16 protein-coding genes are annotated in these 17,071 nt (G+C 31.5%); 13 read left to right on the top strand and 3 right to left on the bottom strand.

All coding sequences use genetic code 11. The features are described 5' to 3' along the window. The first annotated feature begins 3 nt into the window (after positions 1-3). Positions 4-555, top strand: a complete 552-nt coding sequence (gene maf, locus KAR67_RS00940; RefSeq protein WP_002779739.1) for a septum formation inhibitor Maf — start codon at positions 4-6, stop codon at positions 553-555. Beyond that, a complete protein-coding gene (locus tag KAR67_RS00935) occupies positions 552-2,483 on the top strand; it encodes a penicillin-binding protein 1A (RefSeq protein WP_002779740.1) in 1,932 nt (643 codons plus the stop codon). Before maf ends, KAR67_RS00935 begins: the two co-directional genes overlap by 4 nt. A 42-nt stretch (positions 2,484-2,525) precedes the next feature. Here KAR67_RS00935 and KAR67_RS00930 read toward each other — a convergent pair whose 3' ends face one another. Beyond that, the gene (locus tag KAR67_RS00930; RefSeq protein ID WP_072237391.1) at positions 2,526-5,099 is read right to left on the bottom strand and encodes an AAA family ATPase; all 2,574 of its coding nucleotides are present in this window, start codon (positions 5,097-5,099) and stop codon (positions 2,526-2,528) included. 133 nt (positions 5,100-5,232) lie between these two features. Next, positions 5,233-5,514, bottom strand: a complete 282-nt coding sequence (locus KAR67_RS00925; RefSeq protein ID WP_002779742.1) for a metal-sensing transcriptional repressor — start codon at positions 5,512-5,514, stop codon at positions 5,233-5,235. Between the two features lie 142 nt (positions 5,515-5,656). Here KAR67_RS00925 and KAR67_RS00920 point away from each other — a divergent pair, with 142 nt between their 5' ends. The 11 genes from KAR67_RS00920 (at position 5,657) to KAR67_RS00870 (ending at position 15,269) form a co-directional block, all read left to right on the top strand. Further along, entirely contained in the window at positions 5,657-6,994 is a 1,338-nt protein-coding gene (locus KAR67_RS00920) for a S41 family peptidase (RefSeq protein WP_162284703.1), read from the top strand. Positions 6,995-6,996: 2 nt separating this feature from the next. Next, the gene (gene purC / locus KAR67_RS00915; RefSeq protein ID WP_002776052.1) at positions 6,997-7,707 is read left to right on the top strand and encodes a phosphoribosylaminoimidazolesuccinocarboxamide synthase; all 711 of its coding nucleotides are present in this window, start codon (positions 6,997-6,999) and stop codon (positions 7,705-7,707) included. A gap of 8 nt (positions 7,708-7,715) precedes the next feature. Further along, complete coding sequence (gene purS / locus KAR67_RS00910; protein ID WP_002776055.1) at positions 7,716-7,961, top strand: phosphoribosylformylglycinamidine synthase subunit PurS; 246 nt, start codon at positions 7,716-7,718, stop codon at positions 7,959-7,961. Further along, the gene (purQ, locus tag KAR67_RS00905) at positions 7,961-8,605 is read left to right on the top strand and encodes a phosphoribosylformylglycinamidine synthase I (protein ID WP_134162908.1); all 645 of its coding nucleotides are present in this window, start codon (positions 7,961-7,963) and stop codon (positions 8,603-8,605) included. The genes purS and purQ overlap by 1 nt, the downstream gene beginning before the upstream one ends. Next, a complete protein-coding gene (locus KAR67_RS00900) occupies positions 8,602-9,801 on the top strand; it encodes an SH3 domain-containing protein (RefSeq protein WP_002829727.1) in 1,200 nt (399 codons plus the stop codon). The genes purQ and KAR67_RS00900 overlap by 4 nt, the downstream gene beginning before the upstream one ends. Beyond that, positions 9,782-10,474, top strand: coding sequence for a lysophospholipid acyltransferase family protein (locus KAR67_RS00895; RefSeq protein ID WP_002776060.1), 693 nt, complete (start codon positions 9,782-9,784; stop codon positions 10,472-10,474). Before KAR67_RS00900 ends, KAR67_RS00895 begins: the two co-directional genes overlap by 20 nt. After that, complete coding sequence (crcB, locus tag KAR67_RS00890; protein ID WP_060785232.1) at positions 10,468-10,836, top strand: fluoride efflux transporter CrcB; 369 nt, start codon at positions 10,468-10,470, stop codon at positions 10,834-10,836. Before KAR67_RS00895 ends, crcB begins: the two co-directional genes overlap by 7 nt. Before the next feature lie 72 nt (positions 10,837-10,908). Further along, on the top strand, positions 10,909-12,738 hold the full coding sequence (gene htpG, locus KAR67_RS00885; protein ID WP_002780860.1) for a molecular chaperone HtpG: 1,830 nt from the start codon (positions 10,909-10,911) through the stop codon (positions 12,736-12,738). Beyond that, positions 12,735-13,055, top strand: coding sequence for a rhodanese-like domain-containing protein (locus KAR67_RS00880; RefSeq protein WP_002780862.1), 321 nt, complete (start codon positions 12,735-12,737; stop codon positions 13,053-13,055). The genes htpG and KAR67_RS00880 overlap by 4 nt, the downstream gene beginning before the upstream one ends. Beyond that, positions 13,052-13,486 carry a hypothetical protein gene (locus KAR67_RS00875; protein WP_002780864.1) on the top strand — a complete coding sequence of 145 codons (435 nt, stop codon included), beginning with the start codon at positions 13,052-13,054 and terminating at the stop codon, positions 13,484-13,486. Before KAR67_RS00880 ends, KAR67_RS00875 begins: the two co-directional genes overlap by 4 nt. Beyond that, on the top strand, positions 13,461-15,269 hold the full coding sequence (locus KAR67_RS00870) for a Na/Pi symporter (protein ID WP_002780866.1): 1,809 nt from the start codon (positions 13,461-13,463) through the stop codon (positions 15,267-15,269). The genes KAR67_RS00875 and KAR67_RS00870 overlap by 26 nt, the downstream gene beginning before the upstream one ends. Here the strand turns inward: KAR67_RS00870 and KAR67_RS00865 are convergent. Continuing rightward, on the bottom strand, positions 15,262-17,067 hold the full coding sequence (locus KAR67_RS00865; protein WP_002780868.1) for a penicillin-binding protein 2: 1,806 nt from the start codon (positions 17,065-17,067) through the stop codon (positions 15,262-15,264). The two genes, KAR67_RS00870 and KAR67_RS00865, sit on opposite strands and share 8 nt — an antisense overlap. Positions 17,068-17,071 lie beyond the last annotated feature (4 nt).

The following is a 17,071-nucleotide window of genomic DNA, read 5'->3' as shown; positions in this document are numbered from 1 at the left end:
GCAATGTTAATTCTTGCTTCAAGTTCTGTTTCTAGATCGAATTTGCTCAAAGAGGCAAAGATTGAATTTCAACAAATAAGCTTTGACTATGATGAAAATTTAGACAAAAATTTAAAGCCTAGTATTTATGTGCAAAAAATCGTCTTAGAGAAAGAAAGACAATTTTGCACGACTTATGAAGAGAAATTTAAAGATGAAACTTTACTCTTTGCAGACAGCATAGTTTGCATAGGAGATAAAATTCTTACTAAGGCAAATACCAAAGAAGAAGCTTGTGAAATGCTTGATTTACAAGATGGAAAATGTGCTAGTATTTTAAGTGCTTTTTTGTTAAAGAATTTAAAAAAAAGAGTTTTCTCTCTTTCAAAAACAACGCTTTATTTTTCAAAATTTGATCCTCGTGATTTAAAAGACTATGTAGAAAATGGATTTTATAAGGGTAAAGCAGGGGCGATTATGTGTGAGGGTTTTCATAAAAACTATATCATTAAACAAGAGGGAAATTTAAACACCGCTTTAGGACTTGATACTCAAAATTTAAAGGCTTATTTATGAAAATTTTAAAATATATATTTTCATTTTTTGTTGTGTGTTTGATCGCTGTATTTATTTATGTGGCCTATCTTTTTGCAAATGCAGATACTCAAGGATATACTTTTAAAGAGTATAAACCTCCACTTACAACGCAAATTTACGATAGAAATGGAAAATTAGTAGCCAATATCTTTGAACAACATCGTTTTTATGCAAGCTATGAAGAATTACCCCCGCGTCTTATAGAAGCTCTTGTAGCTATAGAAGATACTAGCTTTTTTGAACATGATGGGGTAAATATTGATGCTATTTTTAGGGCTATTGTTAAAATTATAAGAAGTGGTGGAAAAACCATGGAGGGAGCTTCAACGCTTACTCAACAATTTATCAAAAATACAGAATTAACCCCTGAAAGAACTATCACTCGTAAAATTCGCGAAGCCTTGCTCGCCTATAAAATGGAAACAATTTTAAGCAAAGAGCAAATTTTGGAAAGATATTTAAATTATATCTTTTTTGGACATGGATATTATGGGGTTAAAACAGCTGCGCAAGGATATTTTCATAAAAATCTAAATGAGTTAAGCCTTAAAGAGATTGCTATGCTTGTGGGTATGCCAAAAGCACCAAGTAGCTATGATCCTACAAAACATTTAGATCTTTCTATCGCAAGGGCAAATAATGTTGTAGCAAGAATGTATACATTAGGTTGGATTTCTAAAGCAGAATATGATGAAGCTATGAAAGAAATTCCTCAAGTTTATGATGATACTTTAACGCAAAATGCAGCTCCTTATGTTGTAGATGAGGTGATTAAGCAATTAAGTCCTAGCATTAAAGATCTTAAAACAGGCGGCTATAAAATCACTTTAAATATAGATTTAGATGTGCAAGAAATGGCTCAAAATGCCTTAAAATTTGGTTATGATGAAATAGTAAAGCGTGATAAGGATGCAAATTTAAGTACGCTAAATGGAGCTATGGTGGTGGTTAATCATCAAAGTGGAGATGTTTTAGCCTTAGTGGGTGGGGTTGATTATGAAAAAAGTAATTACAACCGAGCTACTCAAAGCACACGACAACCAGGCAGCTCCTTTAAACCTTTTGTGTATCAAGCAGCTATTAATCTAGGCTATTCGCCTATGAGTGAGATTGCAGATATTTCTAGAATTTTTGAAGGTGGAGCAGGGGATAATAAAGACTGGAAACCTAAAAATGATGGAGGTAAATTCCTTGGCTTGATTACCCTAAAAGAAGCCTTAACACGTTCAAGAAACCTAGCTACTATCAATCTTGCTCTTGGTATGGGACTTGATGTGCTTCATTCAAAGCTTGTAGAATTTGGCTTTAGGGATATTCCGGCTAATTTATCGATTGTTTTAGGAAGCTTTGGAATTTCTCCTTTGGAGTATTCTAAATTTTATACTATGTTTGGAAATTATGGAGTTATAAAAGAGCCACAAATCATTAAGCAAGTACAAGATAGAAATGATCAAATTATTATGGAATTTAACTCAAATGAATACAGAGTGAGCGATGAAGCGCAGAGCTTTTTGGTTTTGGATATGATGAGAAATGTTGTAGAGCATGGTACAGGACGCAATGCAAGGGTTGAAGGCATAGAAATAGCAGGCAAAACAGGAACTACCAATAAAAATATCGATGCTTGGTTTTGTGGCTTAACACCTGAGATTGAAGCTTTGATTTGGTATGGAAATGACAATAATAAGCCTATGCGTTATACAGAGGGTGGGGCTAGGACTTCTGCTCCCGTGTTTAAGGAATTTTTAAATAAATACTTAGAGAAATTTCCTGATACTACAAGAAAATTCAGCATTCCAAATGGGGTATATAGAGGAAGTTATAAGGGGCAAAATGCTTATTATACTATCAAATCACCTCTGCCAAGAACGAATATGAAATTTAATGAAAGTGAGATTTTATTTTAAAAGTATGTGAAGAAATAGAAAAATCTATTTCTTCTAAAAGAGTTAAGCTTTTTCGATGACAATCTCATCATTTTTTGCATCGATGACAATCTCATCATTTTCATTAAGCTTGTCTGCAAGTATCATATCGCTTAGCTTGTCTTCGATTAAATCATAAATAGCCCTTCTTAAAGGTCTAGCACCAAAGTCAGGATCAAATCCATCCTTAGCGATTAAAAGCGCAGCATTTTCACTAAGACTTGCTTTTATACCCTTATTTTCCAAACTTTTTTGCAAGTCTTTAAATAAAAGTTTAACTATCTCATATGCCTCATCTTTTCCAAGTGGATTAAAGGTGATGATATCGTCTAAGCGGTTTAAAAATTCAGGTTTAAAGAAATTTTTTAACTCATTTTTTACCGCATCTTCTTGTTCTTTTCCGCTTAAATTCATGATAGCACTTGAGGCGATATTAGAAGTTAAAATAATAATGGTATTTTTAAAATCCACAGTTACACCCTTGCTATCAGTTGCCCTACCATCGTCTAAAATTCCTAAAAGTACATTAAACACATCCTTGTGGGCTTTTTCGACTTCATCAAATAAAAGCACGCTATAAGGTTTTCTACGCACCGCTTCAGTAAGCTCTCCGCCTTCTTCATGCCCTACATAACCTGGAGGCGCTCCTAAGAGTCTTGAAACGCTATGTTTTTCCATAAATTCACTCATATCAAAGCGAATCATTGCTTTTTCATCATCAAATAAAAATTTCGCCAAAGCCTTAGCAGATTGTGTTTTTCCTACTCCTGTAGGTCCTAAAAATAAAAAGCTTCCTATAGGTTTGTTGTCTGCATTTAATCCTGCTTTATTGCGTTTGATAGCTCTTGCTAAAGCGCTTAGAGCCTTATCTTGCCCAATCACACTTTCTTTTAAGTGTTTTTCTACTTCCAAAAATTTTTGCTTCTCTGAAGTCAGCATTTTTTGCACGCTAATTCCTGTCCATTTACTTAAAATTCCAGCAACCAAATCTTCATCCACTTGATTTTTAAGCAAGACTCCATTTTCGCTCATTTTTTTCCATTTTTCTTCTAAATTTGCCACTTCTTTTTCGCATTCTGGAATTTTGCCATATTCTAATTCTGCAGCTTTTTGGAATTCACCCTTATTTTTTGCAAAAACAGCTTCGTTTTTAAGACTATCGATTTCTTTTTTCTTTGCGCTTATGCTATCAAAAACACTTTTTTCATTTTCAAATTGTGAATTTAAAGCACTTTGTTTTTCTTTTAAATTGGCCAGTTCTTTGGCAATTTCATCTAGTCTTTTTTGATTTTTTTCATCATTTTCCATCTTTAGAGCTTCATTTTCTACTTCTAAAGTTTCTATGTCTTTGCGTGCCTTTCTCAAAGAGCTTGGTTCGCTTTCAATTTGCATTTTCAGTTCAGCTGCAGCTTCATCGATTAAATCAATAGCCTTATCAGGTAAAAAACGATCGGCAATATAACGCTTTGAAAGTTTAGCTGCGGCTACTAAAGCACTATCATTTATGGTTACATTATGATGAATTTCAAGCTTTTCTTTTATACCCCTTAACATAGCCAAAGCCTCATTAACACTTGGTTCGCCCACATTTACAGGTTGAAAACGGCGTTGCAAGGCTGCATCTTTTTCAAAATATTTACGATATTCTTTTAAAGTAGTTGCGCCTATGGTATGGAGTTCACCTCTTGCAAGAGCGGGTTTTAAAATATTTGCCGCATCCATACTGCCTTCACTCGCTCCAGCTCCTACTATAGTATGAATTTCATCAATAAAAAGAATGATATTTTCACTTTTTATTACTTCATTAACCACAGCTTTTAACCTATCTTCAAATTCTCCTCTGTATTTTGCACCTGCGATCAATGCACTCATATCAAGAGCGATGACTTTTTTATTTTGCAAAGATTTTGGAACATCTTTTTTGATAATTCTTTGTGCTAAAGCTTCCACTATAGCTGTTTTTCCTACTCCTGGTTCACCTAAAAGTATAGGGTTGTTTTTTGTTTTGCGTATTAAAATTTGCATCAAACGCTCGATTTCTTCTTCTCTGCCTATAACAGGATCAAGCTTTCCTTCGCTTGCTTTTGCGGTTAAATCTATACCAAATTTATTTAAGCTATCTAGGGTTTCATCACTTGTTTTGCTTTCGATTTTGCGTCCTGCTCTTAAATTTTGGAGCTCTTTTTGAAATTCTTTAATATCTATAAATTTGGCTAAAATTTCTCTAATAGGATTTTTTTCGCTTTCGCTTATAAGCCAAGTATCTACACTTAAGTAATTATCACCATTGGCACTCATAAGTCCTTTAGCACTTTCTAAGGAATTGATAAATTCATTAGAAAAACGCACATTTTCACGATTGACATTAGAGCTTGTTGCAAGATTTGAAATTCTGCTTTTGATTTCAAGTTCTAAAGCTTCTTTTGAAATATTAAATTTATTACAAATTTGATTTAAAATACTTGAACTGTCTACAATTAAAGCCCATAAAAGATGTAAAGGGACAACTTCATTATTTTTAGAATGAATCGCCAAAGACGCTGCACTTTCAAGGTTTGAAAGCATATTGTCGGTTAAAAATTCTTGTATATTTGCCATTGTATATCCTTTTTCAAGTTTTATATATGAAGTATTATATAACTTTAGTCAAATAATGTCAAGTTATTTTATAAAATTTTTGCAATAAAATTAAGTTTATTTTAGAAGTATTGAATTTTAAGCACTTAAATAGCTATTTTACAAACATATCAATAGCCTTGTTTAAATCCTCTATGCTTTGCGTATCTTTTTCCATGACCGCATGATACATACAATGGGCTAAATGTTCTTTAAGTATGGCTTTAGCGGTATTGTTAACTGCTGCTTTAACCGCAGCAAGCTGGATAAGAATATCACTACAATCCTCATCTCTTTCAACCATTTTTTTAATAGCTTCTAAATGTCCTATAGTGCGACTTAAACGATTACTTATGGCTTTGATATGTTTTGGAGAATGCGTATGAGTATGTTTCATTTATATTCTTTCTTGCCTTGAAATTAAAAAATATAAAATATTTTAGCATTAATTTTTTTAAATCCATTAAACTTATAACAAATTTAGTATTATTTACGAATTTTTAAGCAAAAGTTATTAAAATTTGGGCTTAAAATATTTAATTTTGGAGTTCATTTTGAGTAGTAAAAGATTTCTAGCCGCTATTACAGGTTTTACAGGCTCTTTGGCTCTTTGTGTTTTTTTAGCAAGCAACCTACAAGCAAAACCAAAGAATCCATCTGATTTAATGCAACAACGCTTAGAGTCTTTAGATAAATTGACTAAAACTTTGGCTATAGTTGAGCAGTATTATGTAGATGATGAAAATATTACAGATTTGATTGATAAATCACTTTCTGGACTTTTGAGCAATCTTGATGCGCATTCTTCTTTTTTAAATGAAAAAGATTTTAACGATATGAAAATTCAAACCAATGGTGAATTTGGTGGACTTGGGATCACTGTAGGTATGAAAGATGGCGCCTTGACTGTTATTTCTCCTATAGAGGGAACTCCAGCAGATAAAGCTGGGATTAAATCAGGCGATATAATATTAAAAATCAACGATGAGGCTACTTTGGGAATCAATTTAAACGATGCAGTGGATAAAATGCGTGGAAAACCAAAGACGCAAATCACTCTTACTATATTTAGAAAAGGAGCAACTAAGCCTTTTGATGTTACTTTAACGCGTGATATTATCAAAGTAGAAAGTGTTTATGCAAAGCTTATCGAAGATGAAAATATACTTTATTTAAGAGTTACGAATTTTGATAAAAATGTTGTGGACATGACAAGTAAAGAGCTTAAAAAACATCCTAATGTAAAGGGTGTAATTTTGGATTTAAGAAATAACCCTGGCGGTCTTTTAAATCAAGCTACAGGGCTTGTTAATTTATTTGTAGATAAAGGAGTAATTGTTTCTCAAAAAGGACGCGTTACAAGTGAAAATCAAGAGTATACAGCAAATCCAAAAAATAAAATTTCTGACAGTTCTTTAGTAGTGCTTGTGAATGGCGGAAGTGCGAGTGCTAGTGAGATTGTTAGTGGGGCTTTGCAAGATCTTAAGCGAGCTATAATCGTAGGAGAAAATACTTTTGGAAAAGGCAGTGTTCAGCAAATTATTCCGATCAATGAAACTGAAGCTTTAAGACTTACTATTGCAAGATATTATTTGCCAAGTGGGCGCACTATACAAGCAGTAGGTGTAAAACCTGATATTGAAGTATTTCCAGGAAAAGTTAATACTCAAGAAGATGGCTTTAATATCAAAGAAAGTGATTTAAAGCAGCATTTAGAAAGTGAATTGGAAAAACTTGATAAAAATGAGAAAAAAGAAGACAAAAAAGAGCAAAAAAATGATAAAAATATCATTACTCAAAAGCAAATTAATGATGATGCGCAGTTAAAATCTGCCATAGATACCATTAAAATATTAAATATTAAACAAGGACAATAATTATGAAAAAAAAAGAATTACTTTATGAAGGTAAGGGTAAAAAACTCTATACAACCGAAGATGAAAATTTTCTTATAAGCGAATTTAAAGACGATTTAACAGCCTTTAATGCTGAAAAAAAAGGAAGTGAAAGTGGAAAGGGTGCATTAAATTGCAAAATCAGCACAGAACTTTTTCATTTGCTTGAAAAAAATGGCATAAAAACTCATTTAGTTGAAACCATTAGTGATAATGAGCAAGTGGTAAAAAAATGCAAAATTGTGCCTATTGAGGTTATAGTGCGCAATGTTGCAACAGGATCGCTTACAAAAAGATTGGGTATTAAAGACGGCACAGTTTTGCCTTTTGCTTTGGTGGAATTTTGTCTTAAGAACGATGAGTTAGGAGATCCTTTTATCAATGATGAGCATTGTTTGATTTTAAATTTAGTACAAAATGAAGCACAGATTAAAGAAATTAAAGAAATGGCTAAAAAAATCAATGCGATTTTAACTCCTTTTTTTGATGCTAAAAATTTAAGACTTATTGACTTTAAAATTGAGCTAGGTTTAACTAAAGACAATGAGCTTGTTTTAGCCGATGAAATCAGTCCTGATAGCTGTAGATTTTGGGATAAATTTAGCAATGAAAAGCTAGACAAAGATAGATTTCGTCAAGATTTAGGAAATGTTAAAATGGCCTATGAAGAAGTTTTAAAAAGAATTTTAAACTAAGGAATATCATGAAAATACTTGTCAATGTTTTTTTAAAAAATGGTGTTTTAGATCCTCAAGGAAAAGCTATAGAAAAGGCTTTACATTCTTTAAATTTTAATGAAATCAAAGAAGCAAGAGTAGCCAAACAAATCGTGCTTGATTTAGATGAGAGTGATGAACAAAAAGCAAAAGAACGCGTGAAAAGTATGTGTGAAGAGCTTTTGGTAAATAGTGTAATCGAAGATTATGAGCTTATTGTAAGTGAGAAATGATGAAAGTTGCTATTATTAGATTTCCTGGAACAAACTGCGAATTTGATACCCAATATGCTTTTGAAAAACTTGGTGTAAAAGCACAAATCATTTGGCATGAAGAAAAAGAAATTGATGCAGACTTAGTGGTTTTGCCTGGAGGATTTTCGTATGGAGATTATCTAAGATGTGCAGCCATTGCTAAAATCGCTCCTGCTATGCAAGGTGTTATCGCACATGCGAAAAGAGGAGGATATATTTTAGGAATTTGCAATGGCTTTCAAATCTTGCTTGAAAGTGGACTTTTAGAAGGTGCTATGAAGCACAATAATAATTTAAGTTTTATCTCCAAAAATCAAAATTTAAGAGTTGTTTCAAATGATAATGTTTTTTTAAAGAATTTTCAAAAAGATGAAATTATCAATCTTCCTGTTGCTCATGGTGAAGGAAATTATTATGCAGATGAAGCTACCTTGAAAAAAATGCAAGATAAAGATTTAATTCTTTTAAAATACGAACCAAATCCTAATGGCTCTGTGTTGGATATCGCAGGAATTTGTGATGAAAATAAAAAAATTTTTGGCCTTATGCCTCATCCAGAGCGCGCTTGCGATAAAATATTAGGTAATGATATAGGCTTAAGAATGTTCGAAGGTTTTATGTGAGAATAATATTTTTTTTAGTTTTTGTTTGTCTGAGTCTTTTTGCTCGAAGTGAAATTTCTGTTTTTGATGGTCAAGATGAAAATATGCAAAGAGAATTGCAAAAACTTCCAAAAGAGGAACAGCAAATCTATCAAAATATCGCTCCAAGTGATGAAAATTCCGATTTTGATAGTAATATATATGATCCTTTTATACCTCAAAGTTCATTAGTTCTTACTACTGATGATTATGTTAATAAAGTATATGTTGGAGAAGTATTTCCCATAGTTCTTCATGCTAAGATTACAGAGGATACAAATTTTGATTTTAACATCACTTTGCAAAAAAGCAAGGACTTGATCTTTTTAAATCCTGATTTAAAATGGGAATATATTAAAGGCGATTATAGGACTGTTTTGTGGTTTGAGGCTAAAACTTCAAATGCAAATTTAGAACAGATTTCAGTCAGCCTTTTAAGAAATGGAAAAATTTTTCAAAGTGCTAGTATTAGTATAGGTGCTATCCATTTTGAAAATACACCTAATAATAAAAATTTTTCACATCTTGTGGCAAGTTCCTTGGAGGTTAAAAAAATCAAAACCAGTTATTTTGATGATTCAAGCATTATTACAATGATTGAACTAAGCGCCACAAATGCAAATCTTAAGAGCTTTTTTGTAAATGGAGTCGAGAAACAGGGTATTGAAAATTTAAAGGGTGATTTTAATTCTTCTAATGCTTTTTATTATGCTATTTTTCCATCGACTAAAACAGATTTTGAATTTTCTTATTTTAACAAAGATACTAAAAAAATGGAAAATATGAGCTTTAAGCTTAAAATCAGCGATGATGAGGTGAGCACTCAAAGCGATTTAAATCCTACAAATAGGGATTTTAATATTTATAAACAATATGCTCTTTGGGCTTTGACTCTTATTTTGGCATTATGGTTTGTTTGGAAGAAAAATTATTTTATTTTAGCAGGAGCGCTTTTATGTTTTATACTTGGTTTTCTTGTAGATACTAACACAGAAAATGCAATTTTAAAAGCGGGTTCTAGGGCTAAAATTTTACCAACTGAATCATCAACTTATTTTTATACAGCAAATTCTAACGAAAAGGTTGAGGTGTTAGGCAAAAGACTTCATTATGTTAAAGTGCTTTTTCGCGATGATAAGATAGGATGGGTTGAAAGTAGTGATTTACAAAAAAATTAAAGCTTTATATTTTTGGTTCTTTTTTATTATAAGCGTAGCTTTTGTTGTGCTATGTTTTTGTTTTATGAAATCTCAAGATACGCTTTGGAAACTTCGAAAATCTTGGGCTAGATTTCAAAAAAATATTCTTTTTTGCAAATATGAAGTCATAGGGGAATTTGATCTTAAAGCAAATATGATTTTAATGAATCATCAAAGTACCTTAGATATCATAGCTTTAGAGGATTTGTATCCTAAAAATTTATGTTGGATTGCCAAAAAAGAATTAGGCGAAATTCCTCTTTTTAAAATTGCCATTAAAAAACCTAAACTTCTTTGCATAGATAGAAAAAATCCACGCGATTTGGTGCGTGTTTTAAAAGAAGCTAAACAAAGGCTTAGTGAAGATAGAGTTTTGGCGATTTTTCCTGAAGGAACGCGTTCTAGGAATGAAAAATTGCTTAAATTTCAAAGTGGTGCTAAAATTTTAAGTGAAAAGCTTGATTTAAAAGTGCAGCCTATTTTGATTGTTGATTCTGCGAAAATTTTAGACACTAAAAGTTTTAGTGCTAGTTCTGGAGTATTGAAAATCATTTGCATGGATTTAGTGGATACGAGTGATAAAAAATGGCTTGAAAATACTAGAAAAAAAATGCAAGAATTACTAGATCAAGAAAGAGCTAAGCTTTGCTAAATACCATTTTAGTTGTTGGTCTTGGGGGTTTTATAGGGGCGGTTTTAAGAATGCTTTCTATCAATTTGATAAATAAAATTTTACCCCATTCTATAAGCTTTGGTACTCTTTTTGTTAATGTCTTAGGATCTTTTATGATGGGGCTTTTGTTTTCTTATGCACATCATAAGGGTTTATCTCCTGTGCTCAAAAGCTTTATAAGTACAGGATTTTTAGGAGCTTTTACAACTTTTTCTACATTTTCTTATGAAAATTTACTGCTTTTACAAAGTGGAAATTATTTTAATTTTTCTTTAAATATTTTATTAAATATAATCCTTTGCCTGATAGCAGTTTGGCTTGGTTTTATAATTTTTAAGTAAGCTCTTGAAATTTACCTTAGAATTTGTATTTTTTGCTAAAATATCTGTTTCAAAATTTATAAAGGAGAAAAAATGCAGTTTCAAACTGAAGTAAATCAACTTTTACAATTGATGATTCATTCCTTATACTCAAACAAGGAAATATTTTTAAGAGAACTTGTATCAAATTCAAGTGATGCTTTAGATAAACTTAATTTTTTAAGCGTGAGTGATGATAAATATAAAAGTTTAAAATTTGAACCTAGAATAGATATTAAAATCGATAAAGATAAGAAAACCCTTACTATTAGCGATAATGGTATAGGTATGGATAAAGATGATCTTATTAACAATCTTGGAACCATAGCAAAAAGTGGTACAAAAAGTTTTTTAGAGAATTTAAGTGGTGATGCAAAAAAAGATTCTCAACTTATAGGACAATTTGGTGTAGGTTTTTATTCTGCATTTATGGTGGCTAGTAAAATCGAAGTTTTAAGCAAAAAAGCTTTAGATGATAAAGCTTATCTTTGGATTTCTGATGCAAATGGCTATGAGATTGAAGATGCGACTAAAGAAGAGCAAGGGACAAGTATTACTTTATATTTAAAAGATGATGAATTTGCAAATTCTTATAAAATCGAAAGTATTATAGAAAAATATTCAAATCATATCCAATTTCCAATTTTTATGGAAAAAGAGGAATTTATCCCTGCTAAAGAGGGCGAGGAAGAAGGAAAAACCGAGCTTAAAATTTCTCAAATTAATAAAGCTAATGCCTTGTGGAGAATGCAAAAATCAAGCCTTAAGACAGAGGATTATGAAAGATTTTATGAGCAAAATTTTCACGATTCTAACAAGCCTTTGCTTTATCTTCATACTAAGAGTGAGGGAAAATTAGAATACAATTCTTTATTTTTTATTCCGCAAAATGCACCTTTTGATCTTTATCGTGTGGATTATCAAAGCGGATTAAAACTTTATGTAAAACGCGTATTTATCAGCGATGATGATAAGGAGCTTTTACCGACTTATTTGCGTTTTGTGCGCGGGATTATTGATGTAGAGGATTTACCACTTAATGTAAGCCGTGAAATTTTACAAGAAAATCAAATTTTAAAAGGCGTAAAAGAAGCCAGCGTTAAAAAAATACTTAGCGAGCTTGAAAAACTTAAAAATAAAGATAAAGAAAAATATTTAAGCTTTTTTAAGAATTTTGGCAAAGTGTTAAAAGAGGGACTTTATGGTTTTGGTGGCGAAAAAGACAGTCTTTTAAAACTCATGCTTTATAAAAGCACTAAGGGTGAAAGTTTGCGCTCTTTAGAAGAATATAAAAATGATATACAAGGCGAGCAAAAAGAAATTTTCTATATCACTGGAAACAATGAAAGCTTGCTTAGAAATTCACCTTTACTTGAAGAATATAAGCAAAAAAATATAGAAGTATTACTTATGGATGATGAGATTGATTCTTTGGTTGCTCCTATGCTTGGAGAATATGAAGGCTTGAAATTTATAGCCATTAATCAAGTTGAAGATAAAAATGAATTAAGCGATGAGGAAAAAAATGAATTTGCTCCATTGGTGGCTAAATTTAAAGAGCTTTTAAAGGATCAAGTTGAAGATGTGAGACTTACAAGTCGTTTAAAAGATAGTCCAAGTTGTATTGTTTATGATAAAAATAAGCCTGATTTTGCAATGCAGCAGCTTTTAAAACAAATGGGACAAGAACAAAACTTTAAACCTATTTTAGAAATCAATCCAAAACACGCCATTTTTACAGGTCTTAAAAATAATGAAACTTTTAGTGCTGATATAGCAACCTTAGTTTTAAATATGGCAAAACTTAGCGAAGGTATGGGTGTGGATAATCCGGCTGAATTTAATGCAAGCCTTACAAAAATCATCACTAAGGCTTTCTCATGATTACAAATCTCCCAGCAAGTGTTTGGATGAAGCAGGATTTAAGCGAATATCAAATTTTTGATGTTCGCACTCCAGCTGAATGGGAGGAGGGTGTTTTACCTCATGCTGAATGTGTAGCTTTGTATGATAATCATGGGCTTTTAAATGCTAATTTTTTAGAAGAATTTCAAGCGAGAAGAAATGAAAATAAAAAACTTGCTTTTATTTGTCGTGGAGGTCATAGAAGTATGATGGCTGCAAATTTTATTAAAAATGAACTCGGTTTAGAAAGTGTAAATTTAGATGGTGGGATGTTGGCATTAAAAGGCTTGATATGATAGGACTTTATTTGTTGATAGCAGCGTTATCTTTTTTACTCCTTTATTTTGCACTTAAAAAACTTACTTTAAATATAGATGAAAAGGCCTTGCTTGAGCCTATAAAATCAGATATTTATCCCAAATTTTGTGATATTATCGATGAAAGAATTAGAGAATTTAAGGATGGGGTTCAAAATAATAGTTTTACCTTAAAAGATCAAGATAAAAAAGATGAATTATTGGAAAAATTAGGGGATTTAAGCAGAGAGCTTACCTTCATACAAACAATGAATTTAAGCAATAAAAGCGATAGTGTATGGCAAAGTGAGCTTTTTGATTTTTTAAAAGAGCTTGAAAAATTATTGCTTGAATATTTGGAAAATGGCGAAGAAGAGGCTGAAAATTTAAGAGAAAATTTGATGAATGAATTTGAAAAGCTTAGAGGCTAAGGTGCAAGAACGCAAAAACTTTTTAAAATATCTCAAGATGACTTTTTGGGGTATTTTTACTTTGGTTTTAATCTTTGCTTTAATTCGATTTAGTGAATTGGCTAATTTATTGGCTGGAGTTGCAGTTTTACTTATAGGAATGACCAATTTAAGCCTAGGATTTAAATCTTTTAGTGGCGGCTTGCTTGAAAAAATTCTTACTCACTCGACAAATACAAAACTTAAAAGCATACTTTTTGGTGCTATTAGCACTCTTATCATGCAATCTTCAACTTTAGTTTCGATTATCTCTCTTTCTTTTTTGAGCGCAGGACTAATATCTTTAGTTGCTGGTGTGGGTATTATTTTTGGTGCAAATTTGGGAAATACTGCAAGTTCATGGTTGATTGTTTGGCTTACAAGAGTTAATATTTCTATCTTGGCTATACCTTTGCTCGTAATTGGAGTTTTGTTTTTCTTTCAAAAAGATAATATGATTAAAAGTTTTGGAAATATTTTTATAGGTATAGGTTTTTTCTTCTTAGGAGTGGATTATATAAAAAATGGTTTTAATGAATTTCAAGATGTTATAGATTTGTCTTATTTTGATTTTACAGGTTTTAAGGGAGTGTTGATTTTTGTAGGTCTTGGGGCTTTGCTTACAGGTATTATTCAATCAAGCACAGCAACAATAGCCATTATAGTCACAGCACTATTGACAGGGCAAATCAGTTTTGAAAATTCTTTAGCAGCGACTTTGGGTACGAGTGTAGGAGGTGTGGTAACAGCTGTGCTAGCTTCTTTAAGTACTAATGTTGAGGGCAAAAAGCTTGCTTTTGCAAATTGTATTTTTAATTTTACTATTGCAATTATAATCATACTTATTTTTCCTTATTTTATTGATTTTTTAAATGGGATGGCAAAAATTTTAAATATAGAAAATTTAGCTTTAAAAATGGCCTTATTTCATACTTTGTTTAATCTTTTAGGAATATTTATCTTTGTATTGTTTATCCCACAATTGGTAAATTTTTTAAACAAAATCGTTAAAGCACCTAAAGATAAAAATAAAGATCGACCCTTATATCTTGAACCTAGTTTATTGAAATTTAGTGATACAGCTATCGAAGCTTTGCGAAAAGAAAGCGAACATCTTTATGATAATGCGTATGCGATTATCGCTCATGCTATAGGGTTGAGTCGTAAAGATATACAAAGCAATAAAAGCTTTGAAGAAATTTTGCAAAATAAAAAATGGTTTAGTAAAAATGTGGATTTGGATTATTTGTATCAAACTAGAATCAAAGTGCTTTTTGAAGCTATCATTGACTTTTCAACCAAAGCGCAAATTCACATAGATGATGAACTTAAAAATCACAGAATTTTTACTTTTAAAATCGCTGCTAAAAATCTTACAGAGGCAACTAAAAATTTAAAATTAGTTCAAGAAAATATCAAAAAATACTCTAATTGCGGTAATAAAGATTTGGCCTTAGAATACAATAAAATAAGATCTAATTTAGGAGAATTGCTAAGAAGTATTCAAGAGCTTAGAAGCGTGGACGATGAAAAAGTGTATTTGATTATTAAAAATTTTCAAAAAGGTAAGGAAATTCTAAAAGAAATTGATGGTTTAACTCTTAATAATGTCGAACATCTTATTTTAGTTAGAAAAATCACTACCGCAGAGGGTATATCTATAATTAATGATACAAGTTTTATTGCTAAGATTGCTAAAGATCTTATAGATGCCGTTGAAATCATTTTCGCAAGAGAAAAGGTGCTTTGGGATGATATTAATTAAGAGTTTGATTATTTTCTGTGATGATAGGGGTTAGAAAATCTTCATTGATTAAAATATCTACAACATCTTTAAACATAGGTAAAGCACTTTGAGCAGCATAGTAACTATAAGGCTTGGTAGGGTTTCTTACTAAAACCCCTATGGTATAGTTATGTTTTGTATCGTTGGCAAAACCGAAAAAAGAAGCATTATAGCGATTGGAGGTATAGCCTTGTCTTTCTGCAATACGCGCAGTTCCTGTTTTACCCCCTACGATTATACCTTGAGTGATAGCTTTTTTTCCTGTACCTTTTTCTATAACATCAATAAGAATTTTTTGCATGGTTTGCGCTGCTTGCGGGGTTAAAATAACTTCTTTTTTGATATCCTCTTCAAGACTTACAAAGCGTCCATCTTGATAGAATTTTTCAGCCAAATGCGGAGTGATGTAAACTCCATTGTTATTAAAAACATTATAAGCAGCAAGTAGTTGTATAAAGGTTGTTTTTAAGCCATATCCATAGCTTAATACCGACTTTTCTATATCTCTTAAGCGCTTGGAATTAGGGATTTCTCCTTTTTGCTCGTAAGGCAAGTCAATTCCGCTTTTTTCGCCAAATTTAAAAATTTTAAGTCCAGCAATGATTTCAAGATTACTCAATCTTTTCGCAATTTGTATCATACCTATATTAGAAGAATATCTAATCACCTCTTCCATAGTCATTTGATCCATTTTATGATCATCTCTAATAGTGAAACGCCCCAGTTTATAAGCTCCACCATAGGTGTTAATTACTTCATCTGTCTTGAGTTTGCCAAGTCTTAGAGCAGTTGTAAAAATAAAAGGCTTGATAACCGATCCTGCTTCATATCCATACTCTATAGCGCTTGCATTTAAAACAGATAAATCTTTACCGCGATTTTGGGGATCATAACGCCTAGAACTTGCCAGAGCTAGAATTTGACCTGTTTTACTATCCATAACTCCGACTATGATTTCATTAGCTTTTAAATCTTCATTTCTTCCATCAATCGCTTTTTCAATGCTTTTTTGAAGTTTTAAGGATATATTAAGATATAAAAGACAGCCATCAATCTTTTTTTGCTGCAATGAGTTTAAATTTAAGATTATATTTCCACCTATATCTTTTAGGCCTTGAATTTTTTCATTTTGGAGTGGACTTAAGCAGTCGTCATAGTATTTTTCAAGTCCTTTTACTCCAACATTTTTTAAAATTCCGCTTTGAGGATCTAAAACCATTTTAGTATAACCTATGGCTGGAGTTAAAGCATCTTTAGACATATAAATTCTATCTTCTTCATGTTCGATAATGCTTAAACCTCTTGTTTCAACCTTTCCTAGGTTATTGGTAAATGCTTTAAAAAATCCTTGTATATAAAGCTTTTTTGCAAGATCTCTAAGATAGCTTGCTTGTTTAGAATCTAAATTTTGAGAAAGGATAAAATGATAGGATCGTTTTTTCTGTTTTTGAATTCTTTTTTTAATATCTGCAATTTCATCATCGCTAATTCCACTATATATTTGAAAAAGCTTTAAAAATAAATCAAATTTATCCTTATTGATACTTCTTAAATCAATTTCTGCGCGATAAATTTGCCTTGAGCTTGTGATAGTAAAATTATCTTTAGTGATGATATTTCCGCGTAAGGCAAGAGAGTATTGATCTTTTTCAGTGTTGGGGATATGGCGCTTTGAAGTGAGAAAAAAGGTAGAGCTAAGAAAAATGATCATAAAAAAAAGCGCCATGCAGTAAGCAAAGGCGACTTTTGAAACACGATTTTTCTTATGCTCTTGCATACAG

Origin of the sequence: Campylobacter sp. JH32, assembly GCF_017846535.1 — a bacterium.
Classification (GTDB): domain Bacteria; phylum Campylobacterota; class Campylobacteria; order Campylobacterales; family Campylobacteraceae; genus Campylobacter_D; species Campylobacter_D coli.
This window is presented reverse-complemented; position numbering and strand designations above follow the sequence as displayed.